This is a genomic window from Psychrobacter sp. UBA2769, assembly GCF_002352555.1.
In the GTDB taxonomy this organism is placed as follows: domain Bacteria; phylum Pseudomonadota; class Gammaproteobacteria; order Pseudomonadales; family Moraxellaceae; genus Psychrobacter; species Psychrobacter maritimus.
Genome location: NZ_DEIR01000012.1, coordinates 63,152 through 83,357 on the forward strand (window position 1 = coordinate 63,152; position 20,206 = coordinate 83,357).

At 43.9% G+C, this 20,206-nt stretch carries 18 protein-coding genes; 5 read left to right on the forward strand and 13 right to left on the reverse strand.

Going from position 1 to position 20,206, the window contains the following annotated elements; all coding sequences use genetic code 11:
* Nucleotides 1-88: 88 nt before the first annotated feature.
* From lgt to B3Q63_RS04995, 3 genes are all read left to right on the forward strand, one after another.
* Nucleotides 89-973: a prolipoprotein diacylglyceryl transferase gene (lgt, locus tag B3Q63_RS04985; RefSeq protein ID WP_201563655.1), complete on the forward strand. Its 885-nt coding sequence runs from the start codon at nt 89-91 to the stop codon at nt 971-973.
* Between the two features lie 156 nt (nt 974-1,129).
* Entirely contained in the window at nt 1,130-2,002 is an 873-nt protein-coding gene (locus B3Q63_RS04990; protein WP_201563657.1) for a thymidylate synthase, read from the forward strand.
* 44 nt (nt 2,003-2,046) lie between these two features.
* Nucleotides 2,047-2,619, forward strand: a complete 573-nt coding sequence (locus B3Q63_RS04995; protein ID WP_296174443.1) for a dihydrofolate reductase — start codon at nt 2,047-2,049, stop codon at nt 2,617-2,619.
* 120 nt (nt 2,620-2,739) lie between these two features.
* Here the strand turns inward: B3Q63_RS04995 and uvrC are convergent, their stop codons facing one another.
* Nucleotides 2,740-4,584 (reverse strand): excinuclease ABC subunit UvrC, encoded by a 1,845-nt coding sequence (gene uvrC, locus B3Q63_RS05000; RefSeq protein ID WP_296174446.1) that lies wholly within the window; start codon nt 4,582-4,584, stop codon nt 2,740-2,742.
* Between the two features lie 148 nt (nt 4,585-4,732).
* A complete protein-coding gene (locus B3Q63_RS05005) occupies nt 4,733-6,253 on the reverse strand; it encodes a DUF3360 family protein (protein ID WP_201619608.1) in 1,521 nt (506 codons plus the stop codon).
* A 444-nt stretch (nt 6,254-6,697) separates the two neighbouring features.
* Between B3Q63_RS05005 and B3Q63_RS05010 the strand changes: the two genes are divergently transcribed.
* Entirely contained in the window at nt 6,698-7,255 is a 558-nt protein-coding gene (locus tag B3Q63_RS05010; protein WP_296174449.1) for a DUF4442 domain-containing protein, read from the forward strand.
* Between the two features lie 230 nt (nt 7,256-7,485).
* Here B3Q63_RS05010 and rplS read toward each other — a convergent pair whose 3' ends face one another.
* The 4 genes from rplS to rpsP all read right to left on the reverse strand — a co-directional run bounded on the left by rplS (nt 7,486) and on the right by rpsP (nt 9,979).
* Nucleotides 7,486-7,878 (reverse strand): 50S ribosomal protein L19, encoded by a 393-nt coding sequence (rplS, locus tag B3Q63_RS05015; protein WP_191690714.1) that lies wholly within the window; start codon nt 7,876-7,878, stop codon nt 7,486-7,488.
* A gap of 199 nt (nt 7,879-8,077) precedes the next feature.
* Nucleotides 8,078-8,848: a tRNA (guanosine(37)-N1)-methyltransferase TrmD gene (trmD, locus tag B3Q63_RS05020; protein ID WP_201619606.1), complete on the reverse strand. Its 771-nt coding sequence runs from the start codon at nt 8,846-8,848 to the stop codon at nt 8,078-8,080.
* A gap of 147 nt (nt 8,849-8,995) precedes the next feature.
* The gene (rimM, locus tag B3Q63_RS05025; RefSeq protein ID WP_296174454.1) at nt 8,996-9,529 is read right to left on the reverse strand and encodes a ribosome maturation factor RimM; all 534 of its coding nucleotides are present in this window, start codon (nt 9,527-9,529) and stop codon (nt 8,996-8,998) included.
* A 180-nt stretch (nt 9,530-9,709) separates the two neighbouring features.
* Entirely contained in the window at nt 9,710-9,979 is a 270-nt protein-coding gene (rpsP, locus tag B3Q63_RS05030) for a 30S ribosomal protein S16 (protein ID WP_010197931.1), read from the reverse strand.
* A gap of 286 nt (nt 9,980-10,265) precedes the next feature.
* Here rpsP and B3Q63_RS05035 point away from each other — a divergent pair, with 286 nt between their 5' ends.
* A complete protein-coding gene (locus B3Q63_RS05035; protein ID WP_201624962.1) occupies nt 10,266-11,738 on the forward strand; it encodes an ATP-binding protein in 1,473 nt (490 codons plus the stop codon).
* A 97-nt stretch (nt 11,739-11,835) separates the two neighbouring features.
* Here the strand turns inward: B3Q63_RS05035 and B3Q63_RS05040 are convergent, their stop codons facing one another.
* From B3Q63_RS05040 to atpA, 7 genes are all read right to left on the reverse strand, one after another.
* Complete coding sequence (locus B3Q63_RS05040) at nt 11,836-12,015, reverse strand: hypothetical protein (RefSeq protein ID WP_183621012.1); 180 nt, start codon at nt 12,013-12,015, stop codon at nt 11,836-11,838.
* A gap of 178 nt (nt 12,016-12,193) precedes the next feature.
* Nucleotides 12,194-13,879 (reverse strand): ATP-binding protein, encoded by a 1,686-nt coding sequence (locus B3Q63_RS05045; protein WP_296174467.1) that lies wholly within the window; start codon nt 13,877-13,879, stop codon nt 12,194-12,196.
* A gap of 227 nt (nt 13,880-14,106) precedes the next feature.
* Entirely contained in the window at nt 14,107-14,823 is a 717-nt protein-coding gene (locus tag B3Q63_RS05050; protein ID WP_021812806.1) for a response regulator, read from the reverse strand.
* Between the two features lie 692 nt (nt 14,824-15,515).
* Nucleotides 15,516-15,932, reverse strand: a complete 417-nt coding sequence (locus tag B3Q63_RS05055) for a F0F1 ATP synthase subunit epsilon (protein ID WP_201563675.1) — start codon at nt 15,930-15,932, stop codon at nt 15,516-15,518.
* A gap of 115 nt (nt 15,933-16,047) precedes the next feature.
* A complete protein-coding gene (atpD, locus tag B3Q63_RS05060; protein ID WP_201563677.1) occupies nt 16,048-17,481 on the reverse strand; it encodes a F0F1 ATP synthase subunit beta in 1,434 nt (477 codons plus the stop codon).
* Between the two features lie 50 nt (nt 17,482-17,531).
* Nucleotides 17,532-18,413, reverse strand: a complete 882-nt coding sequence (gene atpG / locus B3Q63_RS05065; RefSeq protein WP_201563679.1) for a F0F1 ATP synthase subunit gamma — start codon at nt 18,411-18,413, stop codon at nt 17,532-17,534.
* A gap of 227 nt (nt 18,414-18,640) precedes the next feature.
* Nucleotides 18,641-20,185, reverse strand: coding sequence for a F0F1 ATP synthase subunit alpha (atpA, locus tag B3Q63_RS05070; RefSeq protein ID WP_149490809.1), 1,545 nt, complete (start codon nt 20,183-20,185; stop codon nt 18,641-18,643).
* Nucleotides 20,186-20,206 lie beyond the last annotated feature (21 nt).

The window sequence follows — 20,206 nt, forward strand, 5'->3', positions numbered from 1 at the left end:
CAATTAACCATTCACTTATCACAGTATTCGCAACGGATGAATTTTGCTATTATGAGCTACATTCCATTATCAATAATATGATGCTCTTATGATGATTCACCCTCAGTATGATCCCGTAGCGCTATCTTTGGGACCAGTAGAAGTGCACTGGTATGGCTTAATGTATCTGTTGGCCTTTGCTGCCGCTTATGGTCTGGCGTGGTATCGCAGCACCAAACGCGACAATTGGACCACCGATATGGTCTCTGATTTGGTCTTTTATGGGGCGCTTGGCGTCATTTTAGGCGGTCGTATTGGCTATGTGCTGTTTTATCAATTCGGCGAGCTTTTACAAAACCCTGCGTATTTGCTACGAGTTTGGGAAGGCGGTATGTCTTTCCACGGTGGTTTTATCGGCGTCATGCTAGGCATGTGGTTCTTTGCTCGTAAGTATAAAAAGACTGCTTTTCAAGTGTTCGATTTTATCGTGCCTTGTGTGCCGACGGGCTTATTATTTGGTCGTATCGGTAACTATATCAATGGTGAGCTATGGGGGCGCGTCTCAGACGGTGGTTACAACTGGCTGACTTATTTCCCGCAAGCCGCTGCCTTTGATATGGAGCAATTACAGAGCAATCCTGAGCTACAAGAATTGATGCTTGAGGTAAATGGACAGTATTTACTACCGCGCCATCCATCGCAGCTATACGAAGCCTTTGCCGAAGGTCTGCTACTATTTATCTTTTTATGGTGGTATTCATCAAAACCGCGCCCACGTATGGCAGCATCCGCGGTCTTCTTATTGGGCTACGGTATCAGCCGCTTTATCATTGAGTTCTTCCGTCAGCCAGATGCCGACCAAGGCTTTATCTTATTAGGCTGGATGACCAAAGGGCAGCTCTTAAGCGCACCGATGATTATCGCAGGCTTAATCATGTTGATTTACGCTTATAAACGCGGTATTTATGATTGGGGTAAGCAGTCAGCTTATTAAGCCCTACTTAGCAACAACTACCCTATTAAAAGCTATATTAAGCATTATTTTAAGAACTATATTTTAAAGTCTATGTTTTAAAAACTATATTTTTAAGAACCATATTCTTGAGAAATAAATTAAAGATACGTTTTCACAGCGTAAAAGAGCAATTTTATGAGCAGTCATTACCATAACAGTAAAAATGAGCAAGCCTATTTAGATTTGCTACAACACGTCCTTACTCATGGCACTGAAAAAGGCGATCGTACTGGCACCGGTACACTGAGTCACTTTGGCGCGCAGCTACGTTTTGACTTAGCCGATGGATTTCCCTTATTAACCACCAAAAAAGTCCATTTCAAATCCATCGTTTATGAGCTATTTTGGTTTTTAAGTGGCAGCACCCACGTCGATTATTTACAAGAAAATAACGTGCGCATCTGGAACGAATGGGCGACCGCTGAACAAACCGCGCGCTTTAACCGTCCTGCGGGCGACCTCGGTCCTATCTATGGTCATCAATGGCGCAATTATGGCGCGACCAAGCGTGAAGATGGCAGCTATGAGAACGATGGCGTCGATCAAATTACCCAAGTTATTGAGCAAATTAAGAACAACCCCAACTCGCGCCGCTTAATCGTTTCTGGTTGGAATCCCGCTGAAGCGGAGCAAGTTGCGTTGCCGCCTTGTCATACTTTATTTCAGTTTTTTGTCGCGGACAATAAACTGTCATGCCAGCTCTATCAACGCTCAGCGGATTTATTCCTCGGTGTGCCATTTAATATCGCCAGCTACGCCCTGCTTACCCATATGGTGGCGCAAGTGTGTGGCTTAGAAGTTGGTGAATTTGTTTGGACGGGTGGCGATTGTCATATTTACCAAAACCATCGCGAGCAAGTTGAGCTGCAACTGACACGTGAGCTTTATAGCTTGCCAACTTTGACCCTGAATCCTGATGTGACCGATATTTTTGCCTTTAACTATGATGATATCAGCGTCGATGGTTATGAGTCGCATCCTGCCATTAAAGCCAAAGTTGCCGTCTAAGTTTTTATCGCTTGAATGTTAAAAAACAATAAAAAGGATATCTTATGAGTTATGCCAATACCGAAGTTGCCCAGATTGCGGCTATCAGTAGCAATCGCTGTATCGGCAAAGGGAATGAGCTGCCTTGGCATATCTCAGCAGATTTGCAACATTTTAAGAGTATGACGACCAAGCAAAGCGATGGCGCGATACAAGGTATCGTCATCATGGGTCGTAAGACTTTTGAGTCGATGGGTAGCCGACCACTGCCAAAACGTATCAGTTTTATCATTACCAGCCAATTAGATTATGCTGAGCAAAGTGGCTTGGTTGGTAGTGAAAAAGCTTATGTGATGCATAGTTTAGACGATGCACTCACCCAAGCAGCAAGTTTGGCTCATGGTGCGCATCTTGATACCATTTGGGTCATCGGCGGCGAGCGCGTGTTTAAAGAAGCGATGATGTATACCGACCGTGTCGAGCTAACGCATGTCGATACTGACATTACGGATGGCGATGCCTTTTATCCAGAGCTGCCAAATGAGTTTGTAGTCGCAGCAGAATCTGAGCAGATGCACGATGAGAAAAGTGGGCTAGATTTTAAGTTTGTGACTTATAAAAGAGAAGCTACTAAATAATAGCAGTTCATGTATTTAAAATATTAACAAAAAGAGGCTGTCCTAGATAATTCTAAGACAGCCTCTTTTTGTTATTGGATTTTGTTAGCAGAAACTTAAATTCAGCACATATTACTAAAATTATTCATGCAGCACTTTATAAACAGTTTTCGCCAATATCGGACCAATTCCCTGCACGCCAGCCAGCTCTTGCTGTGACGCGCCAAGCAATTGCTGCATACCACCAAAGTGATTAAGCAAGTCACGACGACGCTTTTCACCCAGCCCCGGTATGACCTCTAGCACTGATGACGAACGGCGCTTATCACGCTTCTTACGGTGCGCAGTAATAGCAAAACGATGCGCTTCATCGCGAATATGCATCAATAAATGCAGCGCCTTACTATCCATCGGCAAATCAAGCGGCTCGTGGTCAAGGAAATGCAATACCTCAAGCCCAGCCTTACGCCCCTCGCCCTTTGCCACACCGATAAGCAAGGTATCGCCTAAAATGCCCAACTCTACCAGCACCTCTTTTGCCATACTGAGCTGACCTTTACCACCATCAATCAGCAATAAATCAGGCAATGGCTGCTTTTTATAACGACGCGTTAGCACTTGCTTCATCGCCGCATAGTCATCACCGCCGACAATATCATGAATCGCATATTGGCGATAATCACGGCGGCGCGAGCCACCTTGGTCAAAGACCACACAGCTACCGATGGTCGCCTCACCCATGGTATGCGAGATATCAAAACACTCGATACGGTCAATGGTTCGATCAGTAACCTCTGCTAGCACCTCTTTAAGCGCGCCAAAGCGCGCATGCAATTCTAAATAATCGCCAAGCTTGGTTTTTAGTGCATTATTGGTATTAAGTTTTGCCAAATCTAACCACTCAGCGCGGTGCTCACGGACATTGGTTTTAATAACAACCTTGCTACCAAAATGCGTTGCCAGTGCTTCACTAACTGCCGTCTGATCGGGTAGCTCATGACTGAGTATAATTTCTGCTGGCAAGTCATCGGTCACCTGAAAATAAAATGAGGTAATAAACGCTGATAAATTATCGGCAAGCGGCTCATTGCTATCAACATCAGGGAAATAGTTCTTACCACCGAGCACGCGCCCGCCACGCACCGTCAATACATTGACACAGGTCATGCCTGCTTGGCTGGCAATAGCTATTACATCGGCCTCACCTTGTACGGTATAAACAGCTTGCTTTGCTTGTACTTCACGCAGCATAGACAGCTGATCACGATAAAAGACCGCCTTTTCAAAATCTAACACTTCAGCCGCGCCTTCCATTTTTTCAATCAGCGTACTATGGATATCGCTAGAATCACCTTTTAGGAAACGAATGGTATTATTGACATCTTCTGCATATTCTTCTGGTGACACCAAACCAACACAGGGCGCACGGCAACGCTTAATTTGATACTCAAGGCATGGGCGCTTACGCTGTTTAAAAAAGGTATTGGTACATTGGCGCATCTGAAACATTTTTTGCATGAGCACCAGCGTCTCTTTTGCCGCATGCGCAGAAGGGAAAGGACCAAAAAACCGTCCTTTTTGGTGATTGCCCTTACCGCGCCCATAAGCCAATCTGGGATAAGGTTTATCCGCTGAGATAAACACATAAAGGTAAGATTTATCATCACGTAGTAGCACGTTATAAGGCGGACGGTGTTCTTTAATCAGATTTTGCTCGAGCAGCAGCGCTTCGGTTTCACTACGGGTAATAATGGTTTCGATATTATGAATCCGCGCGACTAATGCTCGCGTCTTTGGATGGTCAATAGTCTTAGCAAAGTAGCTATTGACGCGACTTTTAAGCGACTTGGCTTTACCGACATAAAGAATATCGCCATTTTTACCGAGCATTTTATATACCCCTGGCAAATTTGGCAGGCGCTGAATCAAATGCTTAAGACGGGCTTTTTTATCGTCGACGGGACTCGATGCTGAGACATTAACCATAGAATTTACTGCTCTCAAGATACTGATATATAGCTATTTATGGGGCGATAGTGAGCGTTTTACAAGAACCTTTATCAGCTTAGCAACAACCATAAAAAAAGCCAGCACCAAGGCTGACTTTTTGCAGAAAAACAACCCTACAGTGCGACTAGTGACGGAAATTTGGTAATAGTGCTGGGATACCTGGCAACATACCAACGATTGCCATAACCCCTGTTAATATCACAAACGTGACCACAGGAATAATCCAGCGGCTCATTTTGGTCAGATTGGCACTACGCTCTTTCGAGCCAATTAAGCCTAAATTATCCAGTACTAGGGTAATGGACCAACCAAAAGCTGGATTTACCAAGGCTGATGCAAAGACAACAATAGCGGCAGACTGAGTGGTTTTGCCCTCGCGTGTCATCTCCATCCCAGCTTCAAGCAATGGGATAAAGACACCAACAATCAGCGCCACACACATCACCGGTTCCCAAATGGCCAAATCCATTGGATAACCCCAAATACCGGCAATAAGACAAAATACGCCCGTTAATACCGCACCGGCTGGAATAGGACGCTTGGCAATTGCCGCAGGTACAATATACGTGCCCCATGACGATGCAAAGTTTGCACCGCCTAATAAAGAACCTGCTACCTGACGAATAGATGCACTGGTCATCGTATCATCGATATCCATAAGCACGCGCTCAGTGCGTTTTGGATAGCTGATTTTTTGAAAGACTTGATGACCTAAAAAGTCTGGCGACCACATGGCGACGGCCAACACCGCAAAGGGTAACACCACAACGAAGCTTTCAATGGTTGGCAATCCAAGCATCCAACCGGTATCTTCACCCCACCAATACATAGGATTCATGTGCGGTAAACCCGGTGCCGTTTCAAAGGCAAAGGGCGCGCCCATCGCAAAAGCAACCCCGCCACCTAATAGACAGCTCAGCGGCACTGCAAGCCAGCGCTTTTGGAAGTTCTCTAACACCGCATACAATATAATCGTCAGTAGAATGACCACAAAGGCGATATGCGCCATGCCAATGCCTTCTGCCCACGCAAATAGGTTTTTGACTTGCGAGATGGTACCAATAAAGCCCAGATACAGTAGCAAGCCACCGCACACGCCTTTACTGGTCAAGTTTGCCAGCAGACTGCCCCCTTTACTGATGGCCAGTAACAAGCCAAAAGCACCGATAAGCAGACCAAAGGCCATTGGGTGACCACCAGCGGCAACGACGATAGGAATCAGCGGAATCAGTGGACCATGCGTACCAGCAAGGTTGGCGGTCGGTAGCAAAAAGCCTGAGAATAAAATGACAAAAAACGCCACGATGAGCAGCTCATAACGCACGTTTTCTAGGACAAAAGCATCGCTCAAACCAAGAGGACCTGCAAAGGTTGCCGCAATGGCGCCCACCATCACGACTTTACCAATGGTCGCCGCCATCGCCGGAATCGTATCTTCATATTCAAAACGATAATCACGGAACGGCAGATTAGGTCGCCAGCGTTTCGGCTGCATGATTTGCAATTCATGATTCAGATAGGCGTTACGATTTTTAAAACTAGAATTGGGCTTATGTAAGTCTACATAGCTGTCTTGCAAATCACTATCAGAAGGGGTTGGTTGCTGCGGGTTGGACCCTGAGGCGGGAAGCTGTGTACCACTCATCACATTTCCTTATGTCGACTGAGGTTTGAGCGGCGCTACTACCCTAAGAGCGGGTAAATATGACGCTGCCCAAAACAAAATTGCGGCTATTGTAAGGCATCGGCAAGGATAATGCGAGGTTTTATACATGAAAAGATACCATACGTATCGTTATGAAAAGTATTTATTATGGCTTAGCCGGTAACACCCATACAAATGTAATGAATCCACGTAAAGGATAAGCGGTATCATGGTCATTTTGCGCTTGTTACGCTTTAAAGCTGGTGAGCTTAGGTGTTTTTCACTATGATAAATATCTTTTTATCGCTCATTGCTTGGTAGCTCTCATTTAAAAGCAGCAAGCACGGCGGTCAAGGTTGACTGCATACAATAAAAATACTCCATACGATAAAAAAATCCATACGATAAGATTAGCAAAACCGGAAAAGCCAATAGGAAATATTGATGAGTTTACTGCCTAAAAATCTTGAAACGCTGAAACGTAATGCCAAAAAAAACATCATGCCATTACTCACCCCTTATTTGCTTAAATTGCGTATCAACACTTATGCGCCCTACATCGGTGCCGGTATCAAGATTGAGCATATCAACCTAGACCAAGGTTTATGCGTGGTCAACATGGGGCTAAATAGCTTAAATAAGAATATCGTTGGCACTCAATTTGGTGGCAGTCTATATTCGATGGTTGATCCATTTTATATGCTGATGCTGATGCACCAACTCGGTAGCAGCTACGTGGTTTGGGATAAAAGCTCACATATTGAATTTATTGCCCCTGGCAATAGCAAAGTCACCGCGCGCATGAAAATCCCTAGCGCCGAGATTATTACTATTCAAGAATTGGCGAAAGAAGGTGAGCCGGTATTTCGTGAATATAAAGTCGATATCGTCGATGAACAACAAAAAGTCATCGCGACTGTGACTAAGACCCTTTATATTCGACTGCGTAAGTACAGCAAATCTAAAGACCAAACTAACCGTATAGACCACCTTGAAAGCTAACGTTAAGTTTAAAGCGTTCAATTAAAATAAAGCCCCACATACAAAAACCCCAATCTGGCATGCGCACAGATTGGGGTTTTGTCTTTTTTGGTATGGCCCGCTTATTTATAAATAAACCTATGAATAAGGGCTTGTATCTACTTTTACTTCACAACGCAGTCGTACAATAGACGGCTGAATCATATAAGTAATTTTAAGCGCGATGCTTAAAATCAGATACTCAGTACAGTCTAAGCGTCAGTTTTTTTCTGAGCCGCTTTAGGAGCACGAGCAACCAACTTTTCGCGGATACGTGCTGATTTACCAGAGCGCTCACGTAAGTAGTATAGTTTCGCACGGCGAACTGCGCCACGGCGTTTCACTTCAATGCTATCAATGATTGGTGAATGCAATTGAAATGCACGCTCAACACCAACACCGCTTGAAATTTTACGAACGGTAAATGCTGAGTTTAGACCGCGATTACGCTTAGCAATTACAACGCCTTCAAAAGCCTGTAAACGCTCACGCTCACCTTCACGTACTTTTACTTGAACCACAACGGTATCGCCGGGTGCAAAGCTTGGGCGCTCAATCAATTGAGCATTTTCGATGACCTGAACCAATGGATGCTTGTTGCTCATGAGAGTTATCTCCTCACATTAGATAATAGAGGCTTGACGCATATCACCTGTTTGTAATAATTAATCATAGCTGTTATTAATATCTTGGACTAATAATAGCTACAACGTAAATGGGTTATGACAAACGGCCATTATGCTATGACTCGTTTTATTACTGCTCAAAATTTTATTGCTTAACTGTTTATGTTTTTAACCGCTATTAACGTGGCTTTTTATCTGCTTTAGCCAATGCTTTGAGCCACTTTGCTTGCTCTACCGTTGGGGTAAACGCTTGCCATAAATCGGGACGCCGCGCTTGCGTGCGGCTGACCTGTTGGCTAAAGCGCCACTTAGCGATATTGGCATGATGTCCTGAAAGCAATACTTCAGGAACCGCCATACCAGCAAACTCATGCGGCTTAGTATAATGTGGACAATCAAGCAAGCCATCGACGAACGAGTCTTGCTCAGCTGACTTATCATCACCCATAATATCAGGCAGACGACGTATCACACTATCCATCAGTACCATGGCTGGTAGCTCACCACCCGTTAAGACATAATCACCGAGCGATATCTCCATGTCGACATACTGCGACAGTAAGCGCTCATCAATACCTTCGTAACGACCGCATAATAAAATCATGCCATCGTACTCAGTCATACTGACCACACTACTCTCGCTGAGCGTTTTGCCTTGTGGTGACATATATATCACCGGACAATGCTCACTATCGACACGGCAGCCGTGCTGACTGGCTCGTAGGCGGGCATCCTCAATGGCTTGGGATAATGGCTCAGCCATCATCACCATGCCAGGACCGCCGCCATACGGGCGCTCATCAATACGGCGATAATTATCAGTGGTATAATCACGCGGGTTGATGCATTCAATCGTGACTTGCTCCTGAGTGACTGCCCGTCCCGTGATTCCAAACTCACGAATCGTGGCAAACATTTCAGGGAAAATACTAATCACGGCAAAATACATCTGATGTCTACTTGCACAATGGATAACAGTGGCTAAATAAATCGGTGTGACTATCAACAACCTTTAACGATAAAGTCGAAACTTATCTCACTACAGCTTGTCTTAATAAGACCTTATTAACCATTACTGATTAATAATCACTTATTATTAATAATCACTTGGCCATGCCACAAGCACCGTTTTCTCGGTCATATTGACTTCAATCACTGTTTGCTTATGCCACGGTATCAGGCGCTCTTCTTTATCCAAACTGTCTGAATTTGCCGTTACGAGCATGATGTCATGGGCTCCGGTTTCAAACATTTCAGTAATATTGCCTAGATACTCATCTTGCTCGTTTATCACGCGCAAGCTGACCAAATCCGACCAATAATATTCGTCTTCCGCTGTTTCTGGCAAAACGTTTTGTTCGACCCAAAGGGTTACCCCATTCATGGTCTCAGCAAGGTTACGGTCAGGGATTTGCTCAAATTGAGCGACAATACCTGTCCCTTGCTCACGCCAAGCCTTTACGGTCAAAGGCTTCATGCCAGTAGCAGTTTTCATCCACCAAGGCTGCATGTCAAATATTGCCGTACGATCATCCGTATCGCTAAATACCCACAGCCAGCCTTTAATGCCATAAGGCTTTTTTAGCTGACCGATTTTCATAAGTGCACTAGCGTTTGGAACAGATGACATAACGGCTAACCTAACGATGATTAAAACAGCAATGCTGAATACAGTTCAATCAAAAGCGATAAACGCAATCAAAAGTAATAAACAGTTAATGGCGCACCCTGGTCAGACCAGTTACGCTATGTTTTCTAAAGCCGACTAATAAACGCAAACATCACGCTATCAGTACTTAGTAGCCAAAACTTAAGCAGTTGCTTCAGTTTGAGCTACAGACTTGTTATAAGCTTTTGCTAATGAAGCAACGCGATCTGAAGGTTGTGCACCTTTAGCGATCCACGCATTGTACGCTTCCATGTTTAGGCGTACTGCTTCTTCAGACTCTTTAGCGAGTGGGTTAAAAAAGCCGATGTTTTCAATGTAGCGACCGTCACGCGCGCGGCGTTGATCAGCAACAACTACTTGATAAAATGGGCGTTTCTTGGCACCGCCCCGTGCTAAACGAATAACAACCATGTGAATTCTCTCTTTCGCAGGTATACCAAAAAGGGCATAATTATAGCACAGTCTTGTTTTATTGAAAACATAAACTGTGCTTATTTAATTATTTATTAACAATAGCTTAAATAGCAATGCATGTAAAACATAATTCATAATTCGTGGTCTATTTATTGGGCTTGACCCTATTAAATTGGCTACTAATTCTATCGGTAAAGCCAACAACCGCATTATTTGATTATGCTATCCTACAAGCAAACGCTAAGACCAAACCCTACTATCAAACCGCACAACTTGGACTCTTATGACTACACCAAAATCGCAACCACGGCGCAAAGGTCGGCTTGCCCGCTCCTACTCCAACACTTGGCTGACCACCTTAATGGTGGCGTTTATTGTCATTATCAGTGTTGGGGTATCGATTTCGTTTTTTTGGCGTAGTCTGTATTTACCCGAGCTTAAAAACCATGCGCGCTATCTGACCAGCGAATTACGCTTAATGAACAGCGTTAACCAAGACTGGAAACATAACCCTGCCGTGCGGCAATGGATTTATCAGCACTCGCACGTGGTGGTGGTCAATAATCCTAGCGACTTTCCAACGATAGAAGATAAAGCCTTTGTTGGCGTGTTTACCGATGTATTGCAACGCGAAATTGGCGCACAGTTAGGGCGTCCAGTAGAAGTGTATTTTAAGTTTAAACCAACGCCGCAGCTGTGGGTGCAAGACAGCCGTGATACCAGCTTTTGGATTCGCGAACCAGTGGTATATTACTCGCAATATAGCCCTGCGCTACTATGGTTATTCTTAGTAGGTCTGCCTATTTTGACCTTGCTGACTATTATTTTATTGGCACGGCAATTAAATCGTCCGTTACGGTATTTGCAGCGGGCAGCAACCAATTATATTCGCTTGGGTCATGCCACTACATTACCGACCCATAACGGACCGACTGAAATACGCCAAGTTAATATGGCCTTTAACCGTTTATTTACCACTCTAAATCAAGCGCAAAAAGAGCGGACGATTATGCTAGCCGGTATCTCGCATGATTTGCGCACACCGCTGACCCGTATGCGCTTGACCGCTGAGATGCTGCCCGACGATTTTTTTCGTGAAGGTTTGATTTACGATATTGAGGATATGGATGCGATTTTAGAGCAATTTATCTCATTTATGAAAGATGGTTCCGATGAACCGGTACGTTTGACCAATTTAGATACCATCTTTAATGAAATCATGGTGCAATTTGCGCCGCTGGAATTCATTTACCAGTCTGAATGTCACAAAGTGGTTCCTATACGGCCGATGTCAATTAAACGCTTGGTTATAAATCTGGTCAATAATGCCAAGCGTTACGGCAAAGCACCGATTTATTTATCAGCGACCGTCGTACCGACCTTTATAGAGACGGCTGAGATAGAAGACAGTGATGTGGTGACTGAAAACGAGGTCAATAAAGAAGCAAAAGAGCAATTGGTGATATGTGTGCGCGACTGTGGCGATGGGGTCGCAGAAGACCAGTTAGAGCGTGTCATGCAACCGTTTGAGCGCGGCGAATCAGCGCGTACCACGCAAGGTAGCGGGCTTGGTCTAGCGATTGTCGACCGTATTGCGCGCTTACATCATGGGACGGTTGAGGCGATTAATCATCCAGATGGCGGGCTACAAGTTTGTGTGCGTATCCCACTCATCTCTAAAGTGGCAGGTGAGCCGCCATTAGATGTTGAAAACGACAAATCATCTATCCCTGATGATAATATAAATAATCTGTAGATAAATGATCTGTAGATAAACAATAATGACATCACAGCCAAAGTTTGGTTAATAGCTATTCATTGTGAATTATTCATTGTTAGCCAAACGAGCCGTACTACTCTCTAGTACCAATGATAGGCGGAATATACTCCGCACTATTGGTAAAGGCTAAAGGCTGGGTTATTTCATTCTGCGCAGCCTTTAGCGTCTCAGTGCTGGTTGGCTGCTGCAAGAATAAATAATAACCGAGTGCTGCTGCGTTCAATACCACTAAACCACCAAATAAATACGGCATCCTTTGCCCTCCTCTATTTTTAATCTGCTTTAAAAGCTGTCATAAACCATCAGTTGTTAATCAACCATTAATCACGGCTGTTTTAGCCAATGATGTATCAGCTTCTACCAGTCACACTACCAAAACAAGTTTAAGCACTTTTAATGCCTAGTAATTATTGCCATTCAAATAGACTTAATTAAGCATCAAAATCACGGTCGCTTTTTTCTTGGGTAAGCTCATCGGCGGCAAGCACTTGAGTCAACGGTTTGATAGGCCAAGTCATGACAAAGCGGGCGCCGCCAAGCTCCCGGCTCTCGCCGACTTTCATATTGCCATTAAACCAAAAGGCGATACGCGACACAATAGACAGACCTAAACCATAGCCACCAGACGCTCGTGTACGGCTATCGTCCAAGCGTGAAAACGGAATAAAGACTTTTTCGCGATCTTCTTCTGGAATACCATGACCGTCATCTTCCACACTGACAAAAGCATTGCCTTTTTTGACCCCAGCACTAATGATAATGGTCGTCTCTGCATAACGTAGCGCGTTACCAGCAAGATTCTGAATCACCCGATGCAGATAACGTCTATCGGCAACCGCCGTTACTTTAGCATTGGGCAGGTTGGTCACTATCTTGATAGGTTTCCCTAAAGCATTGGTCTCACGCTCAATTTGCTCGAGCAATTCTCGCAAATTGACCGGCTCTAAATCTAGTTTCGGTGAGCCCTCTTCAAGCTTGGCGTAAGTTAAAATCTCATCAATCAAGCCGTTAAGCGCTTCGATATCCTCATCAATAAAATCACGCTGCATAAAACGTGAATCTTCATCATCGGTATCTGCCAGCATATCAACAGCAAAACGAATACGAGCAACAGGCGTACGCAGTTCATGCGATACCGCACGCGTCAGCTCACGCTGCGATTCAATTAAGCGCTTGATATGTGCTGTCATCGCATTAAAGGTCGCGGATAAGCGCGCAATTTCATCTTGACCGATAACCTGTACTTTAATATCAAGATTGCCTTTACTAACTTCGTTGACACCGACTTGAATCAATTGCAATTTGCGCTCGAGCGGGAAAATAAGCGCATATACGCCCAAACTGATTAAAAACATACTGATCAAAATCATACTAACAATCAGATTGAGCGGGAACCAATTAAATAACGGCACCGGACCAATTAAAATCGCCATATCATTGATTTCAGACGGTACAACGACTTTGATTGAGGAGTTACTTTTACTGGTATTGGTATCTTGTAATAAAATGACCACCTCATCGCGGCGCAAACGTGCCATCTGATCAGGATCTAAATTGAGCGTAGTGACCGCTTTAAATTCTAAGGGAAAAGCAAACTTTTTCTCTAGCTCAGCCAAGCGCGCCCGCTTATCAGACAAGGTAGCATGGTACGATAAGTCATCGAGCAAAAATACAGCGATGGCACGTACTTGTTGTTCGGTCACTTGCGATATGCGCGCCGTTAAAACATTTCGATTGTCTGGCAAACGATAATAGACATCGGCATAAACAGGCTGGCTGACATAGCGAACGACAGTATTGCCTTTCTCAAAGCGCCGCAGCTCACTGGCATTAAAATCGACCTCATTAATCGGCACAATACTAAATTCTGCGCCAAATAAGCTACTCGCATCAGACAACCAATATTCGCGCTGAGAGTCACTCTCTTGATGCGCAATGCCTTCACTGACAATATGAAAGGCACCCGTCGCCATGTTTTCACGGTAAGACTGCACGCGTTCTTTATTGATGGTGTCCATCAATAATTGGGCGAACAATGCCACACACAAGCAGACTATCAATAGTCCGGCATAGATACGAACAAAAATACTATGTTTAAGAGAAGAAACTAATGACATACGTGCCGTGACCAACCTAATTTAGAAAAATTATTAATAGATAATAAATGATTATGGCATTTTTTACCTGATACTAGATATCTAGCATCGATAATTATCGCTCAATTAAAGCACATAACACAGCATTTAAGTTTAAAAATTAAAATTTAGGCCATAAAAAACCAGCATGATGCTGGTTTTTTATTAAAAGGTGATACAGACTAAATACTTATATCAAAGATAAAGTATTAATTGCCTTCTTTAACGAACAAATACCCTTTACTACGGACGGTTTTGATACGCTTAGGATTTTCTGGATCATCGCCGATTTTTGGACGGATACGCGAGATACGCACGTCAATTGAGCGATCTTGACCATCATATTCGATACCGCGTAGGCGCTCAAAGATATCTTCACGTGACAAGATACGACCAGCATTAGAAGCCAATAACCATAATAGGTCATATTCTGCACTGGTGAAATCAACCAGCTCATCACCTAGATTCACTGAACGACCACCATTATCGATGACCAATTCACCAAACTCTAAACGCTGTGGCACATCTTCTGATGGCGCGTTTTCTGAGCGACGTAATAATGCACGAATACGCGCGAGCAGTACACGTGGCTGCGCAGGTTTGGCAACATAGTCGTCAGCGCCCATTTCAAGACCCAATACCTGATCCATATCTTCTGTGCGCGCGGTCAGCATCAAAATTGGGTTCTGATAGTGTGGACGTACCTCACGGCATACGGTCAAGCCATCACTACCAGGAAGCATGACATCAAGCACGACCAAATCTGGTTGTTCGTTGACAATACGACGAATGGCGCGATTACCATCAGTTTCAATTGCCACTTCTAAACCGTTCTTGACCAAATAATCTTGGGTCAACATGGCCAGACGCTCGTCATCCTCAACAATCAAGATTCGGGGGGTGTTGTCTTCTTCATTCGTTGTCATTGTTATATCCTCTAATACATCTAATTTAAAAGCAGTAAAAGTAAGAGCGGTAAATTAATAGCACCGTAACTTAATCGATCCGTAACCTGTTGCAATCGATGCCGTTATAGCGGTTACAAACTTGGTAGCACAGTATACTATTAAACACACAGCTTCCTATACTATAGCTTATAGTTGTTAACAAAACCTATAAACTACACCCATTAAAACTTTAGTTTGCGTCCAAAAATTATACCCTTTATCCTGATAAAAAGGCATCAGGCATTATTTATATGAAATAAGCGTTTGCTATTAATCATTCAAACGTCCTGCCCTACTGAACCTCTCACTCATATAGATATAATTAGGACACTCTTTTAAGAATGCATTTTATAAGAATGCATGTAACGAAAATCTGTGTAAGAAACTTTTATCGTGAGCAAATTTTTATCTAACCCCTAATATAACCATATATTGTCATTGTCGCTAGTGACTTCTCATTCATTTACTAAAAATTGGTTGGTTATTAAGAATTCTTGAATAATATAACTAATTTCTATGTATAGTCCGTGCAAATCAAAACCGATACGTTAACAGAAAAAATTACTAGCTATCAGAACAACAGGTATAAAAAAACAGCCCATGATGGACTGTTTTTTTATTATTGTAAAAAAGTTAAAGAAATACTCTAACCTTTGCTACAAACTATAAGACTAAGCGCGGTTTTTGTATTTACGGATAGTCTGTAGCTGGGCGACTGACTCAGCCAATGAAGCCAAGGCAGCATTGGTCTGTACAGTATCAGTTTGGTTGACCAGCATTTGCTCAGCTTTCTTACGTGCTTCAACGATTTTACTTTCGTCAAGGTTATGTGCACGCATGGCAGTATCAGCAAGTACGGTGACCATTTTTGGCTGTACTTCTAACACGCCGCCTGAGACGTAAATCACTTCTTCTTCACCGTTAGGCGTTTGGACGCGCATTGCACCTGGCTTTAGCAAAGTAATAAGCGGAGTGTGACCTGGCAATATACCAATCTCGCCTTCGGTACCACTAGCTATTAACATGCTAATTTCGCCTGAATACAACTCTTCACGAGCACTTACGACGCGACATTGTAACGTTGCCATACTTAATTCCTTACCATCAAAGCGCGATCAAAAAACAGTAAAAACTGCGATGCGTGATTGAAGAGTAGATACAAGGTTTATATTATACCTACTCATTAGTCAATACGAGTACAACTTACGCTGCAGAAGACTTCATTTTTTCAGCTTTAGCTACTACTTCGTCAATGCCACCAGCCATATAGAAAGCTTGCTCTGGTAGGCTATCATACTCACCAGCGATGATTGCTTTAAAGCTTGCAATGGTATCGCGTAGTGGGACATATTTACCAGGTGCACCGGTAAATACTTCAGCGACGTGGAATGGCTGTGATAAGAAGCGCTGAATCTTACGAGCACGATAAACGACTAGTTTATCTTCTTCTGATAACTCATCCATACCCAAGATGGCGATGATGTCTTTAAGCTCTTTATAACGCTGTAGAACTTCTTGAACACCACGAGCAACGTTGTAATGCTCTTCACCAATAACCAATGGATCAAGCTGACGTGACGTTGAATCTAGTGGATCAACTGCAGGGTAGATACCTTGTGAAGCGATATCACGGCTTAGTACCACTGTCGCATCTAAGTGAGCAAACGTCGTTGCTGGTGATGGATCCGTCAAGTCATCCGCAGGTACATATACCGCTTGTACAGAAGTAATAGAACCTGATTGCGTTGACGTAATACGCTCTTGCAGCATACCCATCTCCTCAGCTAGTGTTGGCTGATAACCAACCGCTGATGGCATACGACCTAGTAGTGCTGATACTTCAGTACCGGCTAGTGTATAACGATAGATGTTATCAACGAATAGCAATACGTCACGACCTTTGCCAGTGGCAGGATCTTTGGTATCACGGAAGTACTCAGCCATGGTCAAACCAGACAGCGCAACACGTAAACGGTTACCTGGTGGCTCATTCATCTGACCGTATACCATCGCAACTTTAGATTTGCTAAAGTCTTCAGTGTTTACAACGCCAGCTTCTTGCATTTCGTGATAGAAATCGTTACCTTCACGCGTACGCTCACCGACGCCAGCAAATACTGACAACCCTTCATGTTTTAGAGCGATGTTGTTGATCAATTCCATCATGTTGACGGTTTTACCAACACCAGCACCACCAAACAGACCAACTTTACCACCTTTAGCAAACGGGCAAAGTAGATCGATAACTTTAATACCAGTCTCTAGTAGTTCAGTACTGTTTGACTGATCCGCGTAGCTTGGCGCTTCACGGTGAATAGACCAACGCTCATCTGCGGCGACCGGACCTTCTTCATCGATAGGACGACCAAGAACATCCATGATGCGACCTAGGGTACCCATACCTACTGGTACAGAAATAGGTGCGCCAGTGTTGGTCACTGGTAGGTTACGCTTTAGGCCTTCGGTTGAACCCATCGCAATAGTACGTACGATACCATCACCTAGCTGTTGCTGTACTTCTAGGGTGGTTTCAGTGCCGTCTACTTGCAAGGCATCAAAAATCTGAGGAACTTCGTTACGGTTAAACTCAACGTCAAGAACCGCGCCAATAATCTGTACAATACGACCGCTACTCATTGCGTTCTCCTTGAACTTCTGTATATAGTTGGTTTTATAAAGGGTCTCAATTATGAAACAGCAGCAGCACCGCCAACGATTTCCGAGATTTCTCGGGTAATCGCCGCTTGACGCAGCTTGTTATAAACCAACTGTAAATCGTTAATTAGGTCACCAGCATTATCTGTCGCCGCTTTCATCGCAACCATACGTGAAGACTGCTCAGAGGCAATGTTTTCCATTACCGCTTGATAGACAATCGACTCGATATAGCGACCAAGTAATTGGTCAATCAAGGTTTTGATGTCAGGCTCGTAGATATAATCCCAGCTCAATTCTGTTTGAATACCGCTTTCTTCGTCACCAAATGAGCCCTCTGGTAGAGGCACCAATTGATTGACAATCGGCTTTTGGGTCATGGCGTTTACAAACTGGTTATAGACCACGTAGATACGGTCGATTTTACCGTTACTGTAGTCTTCTAACATTGCTTGGACCGGCGCGTTTAATTGCTCAAACGTGGGTTTATCACCATAATCAGTCACAGCTGAGGTGACTTTACCACCAAAGTTTTTGAAGAAGCTGACGCCTTTAGCGCCAATCACTGCAAACTCGGCTTGTACAGACTGGTCTTGATATTGCTGAATACTTTTAGATAGAGCTTTGAATAGGTTAATATTCAAACCACCCGCCAAACCACGGTCAGATGTGATGACAATATAGCCAACTTTATCAACTGGACGCGTTACCATGTACGGATGTTTGTAATCTGATGAGGCATGCACCAAATGCGAAATAACCCGGCGCATACTATCAGCATACGGGCGACCCACTTCCATGCGCTCTTGGGCACGGCGCATTTTACTGGCGGCTACCATTTGCATAGCGCGAGTAATTTTCTGGGTACTTTTAATACTGGTGACTTTGGCACGTATCTCTTTTAAGCTTGCCATAATGATTCCAATATAAGAGGGTTAAAAAGCATGGGCGTATGCAACAATCATTTAATATAAAACACTGAACTTATTGGATAATGTCTTTACATTTTGTAGCATGACGCAATCTTAGACCATTGCTGGTTAAAACAGTGGCGCTGCTATCTTAAAAGAGNNNTCAGATAATGCGCCACTTTTTGCACCCTAAACTAGAGTGCTAACCAACTCAGGCTTAACCCGTTAAATTAATAACTGTGATTTTGTTTAAAGGTCTCTAAAGATGACTTTAAACGACCTGCGATATCATCATTGTAATTCGCAGTGTCATCAATCTCACGCATCAATTCACTCTGCTCATCATGCATATAGCGTAAGTAAGCTTCTTCAAAAGAACCGATCTTTTCAACAGGAACGTCCGCTAAGAACCCTTCGTTCGACGCATAAATAACTGCGGCTTGCTCAGAGATAGACATTGGCTGATACTGTTTCTGTTTCATCAATTCAGTCACGCGCTCACCATGATCAAGCTGTTCACGCGTTGCGTCATCAAGGTCTGATGCAAACTGAGCAAATGCAGCCAATTCACGATACTGAGCTAGAGCGGTACGGATACCACCAGACAGTTTCTTAATAATCTTAGTCTGAGCAGCACCACCAACACGTGATACCGAGATACCAGCGTTAACTGCTGGACGGATACCTGAGTTGAATAGGCTAGATTCTAAGAAGATCTGACCATCAGTGATTGAAATCACGTTGGTTGGTACGAATGCAGAGACGTCACCAGCTTGGGTTTCAATGATAGGTAGCGCGGTTAAAGAACCGGTTTTACCAACCACTTCACCGTTGGTGAATTTTTCTACGTACGCCGCGTTTACGCGTGATGCACGCTCAAGTAAACGTGAGTGTAAATAGAATACGTCACCAGGATAGGCTTCACGGCCTGGCGGACGACGTAGCAATAGTGAAATCTGACGATAAGCAACCGCTTGTTTTGATAAATCATCAAAAACAATCAGTGCATCTTCGCCGCGGTCACGGAAGTATTCGCCCATCGTACAACCTGAGTACGGTGCGATATACTGTAGTGCTGCTGGCTCTGACGCTGAAGCTACAACTACAGTCGTATATTCAAGGGCACCAGTTTGCTCAAGCTTACGTACCACGTTAGCGATGGTAGAACGTTTCTGACCGATTGCGACGTATACACACTTAATGCCAGATGATTTCTGCGCAATGATCGCATCGATAGCCATCGCGGTTTTACCCGTCTGACGGTCACCAATGATAAGCTCACGCTGACCACGACCGATTGGAATCATGGTATCAACAGCTTTATAACCAGTCATTACTGGTTGATCTACTGATTGACGGTCGATGACGCCTGGAGCGATTTTTTCGACTTTATCAGTCATCTTGGCATCGATAGGACCTTTGCCATCAATAGGGTTACCTAAAGCATCAACAACACGGCCTAGCAACTCAGGACCTACGGGTACTTCCAAAATGCGACCAGTACAATAGGCTTTTTGACCTTCTTGTAGTTTTAGGAAGTCGCCTAATACTACCGCACCAACAGAATCACGCTCTAAGTTAAGCGCCATTCCGTAGATTTCACCTTCAAACTCAATCATTTCGCCGTACATGGCATCTTCAAGACCATGAATCTGCACGATACCGTCAGATACTTTGACAATCGTGCCTTCATTCTTTGCAGTTGCACCCGCATCAAGGTCTTGAATACGCTGCTTAATCAGATTACTGATTTCCGCTGGATTCAATTGTTGCATTGCCTTGTTTCCTTTAATTTA

What these genes read in the sequence shown, in the direction of transcription:
- rplS (WP_191690714.1), bottom strand. Translation starts at nt 7,878, where the DNA reads ATGAGCAACAAGCATCCATTGGTTCAGGTCATCGAAAATGCTCAATTG.
- lgt (WP_201563655.1), top strand. Translation starts at nt 89, where the DNA reads ATGATGATTCACCCTCAGTATGATCCCGTAGCGCTATCTTTGGGACCA.
- B3Q63_RS04995 (WP_296174443.1), top strand. Translation starts at nt 2,047, where the DNA reads ATGAGTTATGCCAATACCGAAGTTGCCCAGATTGCGGCTATCAGTAGC.
- B3Q63_RS05010 (WP_296174449.1), top strand. Translation starts at nt 6,698, where the DNA reads ATGAGTTTACTGCCTAAAAATCTTGAAACGCTGAAACGTAATGCCAAA.
- atpA (WP_149490809.1), bottom strand. Translation starts at nt 20,185, where the DNA reads ATGCAACAATTGAATCCAGCGGAAATCAGTAATCTGATTAAGCAGCGT.
- atpD (WP_201563677.1), bottom strand. Translation starts at nt 17,481, where the DNA reads ATGAGTAGCGGTCGTATTGTACAGATTATTGGCGCGGTTCTTGACGTT.
- B3Q63_RS05050 (WP_021812806.1), bottom strand. Translation starts at nt 14,823, where the DNA reads ATGACAACGAATGAAGAAGACAACACCCCCCGAATCTTGATTGTTGAG.
- B3Q63_RS05055 (WP_201563675.1), bottom strand. Translation starts at nt 15,932, where the DNA reads ATGGCAACGTTACAATGTCGCGTCGTAAGTGCTCGTGAAGAGTTGTAT.
- B3Q63_RS05040 (WP_183621012.1), bottom strand. Translation starts at nt 12,015, where the DNA reads ATGCCGTATTTATTTGGTGGTTTAGTGGTATTGAACGCAGCAGCACTC.
- atpG (WP_201563679.1), bottom strand. Translation starts at nt 18,413, where the DNA reads ATGGCAAGCTTAAAAGAGATACGTGCCAAAGTCACCAGTATTAAAAGT.
- rimM (WP_296174454.1), bottom strand. Translation starts at nt 9,529, where the DNA reads ATGTCATCTGTTCCAAACGCTAGTGCACTTATGAAAATCGGTCAGCTA.
- B3Q63_RS04990 (WP_201563657.1), top strand. Translation starts at nt 1,130, where the DNA reads ATGAGCAGTCATTACCATAACAGTAAAAATGAGCAAGCCTATTTAGAT.
- rpsP (WP_010197931.1), bottom strand. Translation starts at nt 9,979, where the DNA reads ATGGTTGTTATTCGTTTAGCACGGGGCGGTGCCAAGAAACGCCCATTT.
- B3Q63_RS05035 (WP_201624962.1), top strand. Translation starts at nt 10,266, where the DNA reads ATGACTACACCAAAATCGCAACCACGGCGCAAAGGTCGGCTTGCCCGC.
- B3Q63_RS05005 (WP_201619608.1), bottom strand. Translation starts at nt 6,253, where the DNA reads ATGAGTGGTACACAGCTTCCCGCCTCAGGGTCCAACCCGCAGCAACCA.
- B3Q63_RS05045 (WP_296174467.1), bottom strand. Translation starts at nt 13,879, where the DNA reads ATGTCATTAGTTTCTTCTCTTAAACATAGTATTTTTGTTCGTATCTAT.
- uvrC (WP_296174446.1), bottom strand. Translation starts at nt 4,584, where the DNA reads ATGGTTAATGTCTCAGCATCGAGTCCCGTCGACGATAAAAAAGCCCGT.
- trmD (WP_201619606.1), bottom strand. Translation starts at nt 8,848, where the DNA reads ATGTATTTTGCCGTGATTAGTATTTTCCCTGAAATGTTTGCCACGATT.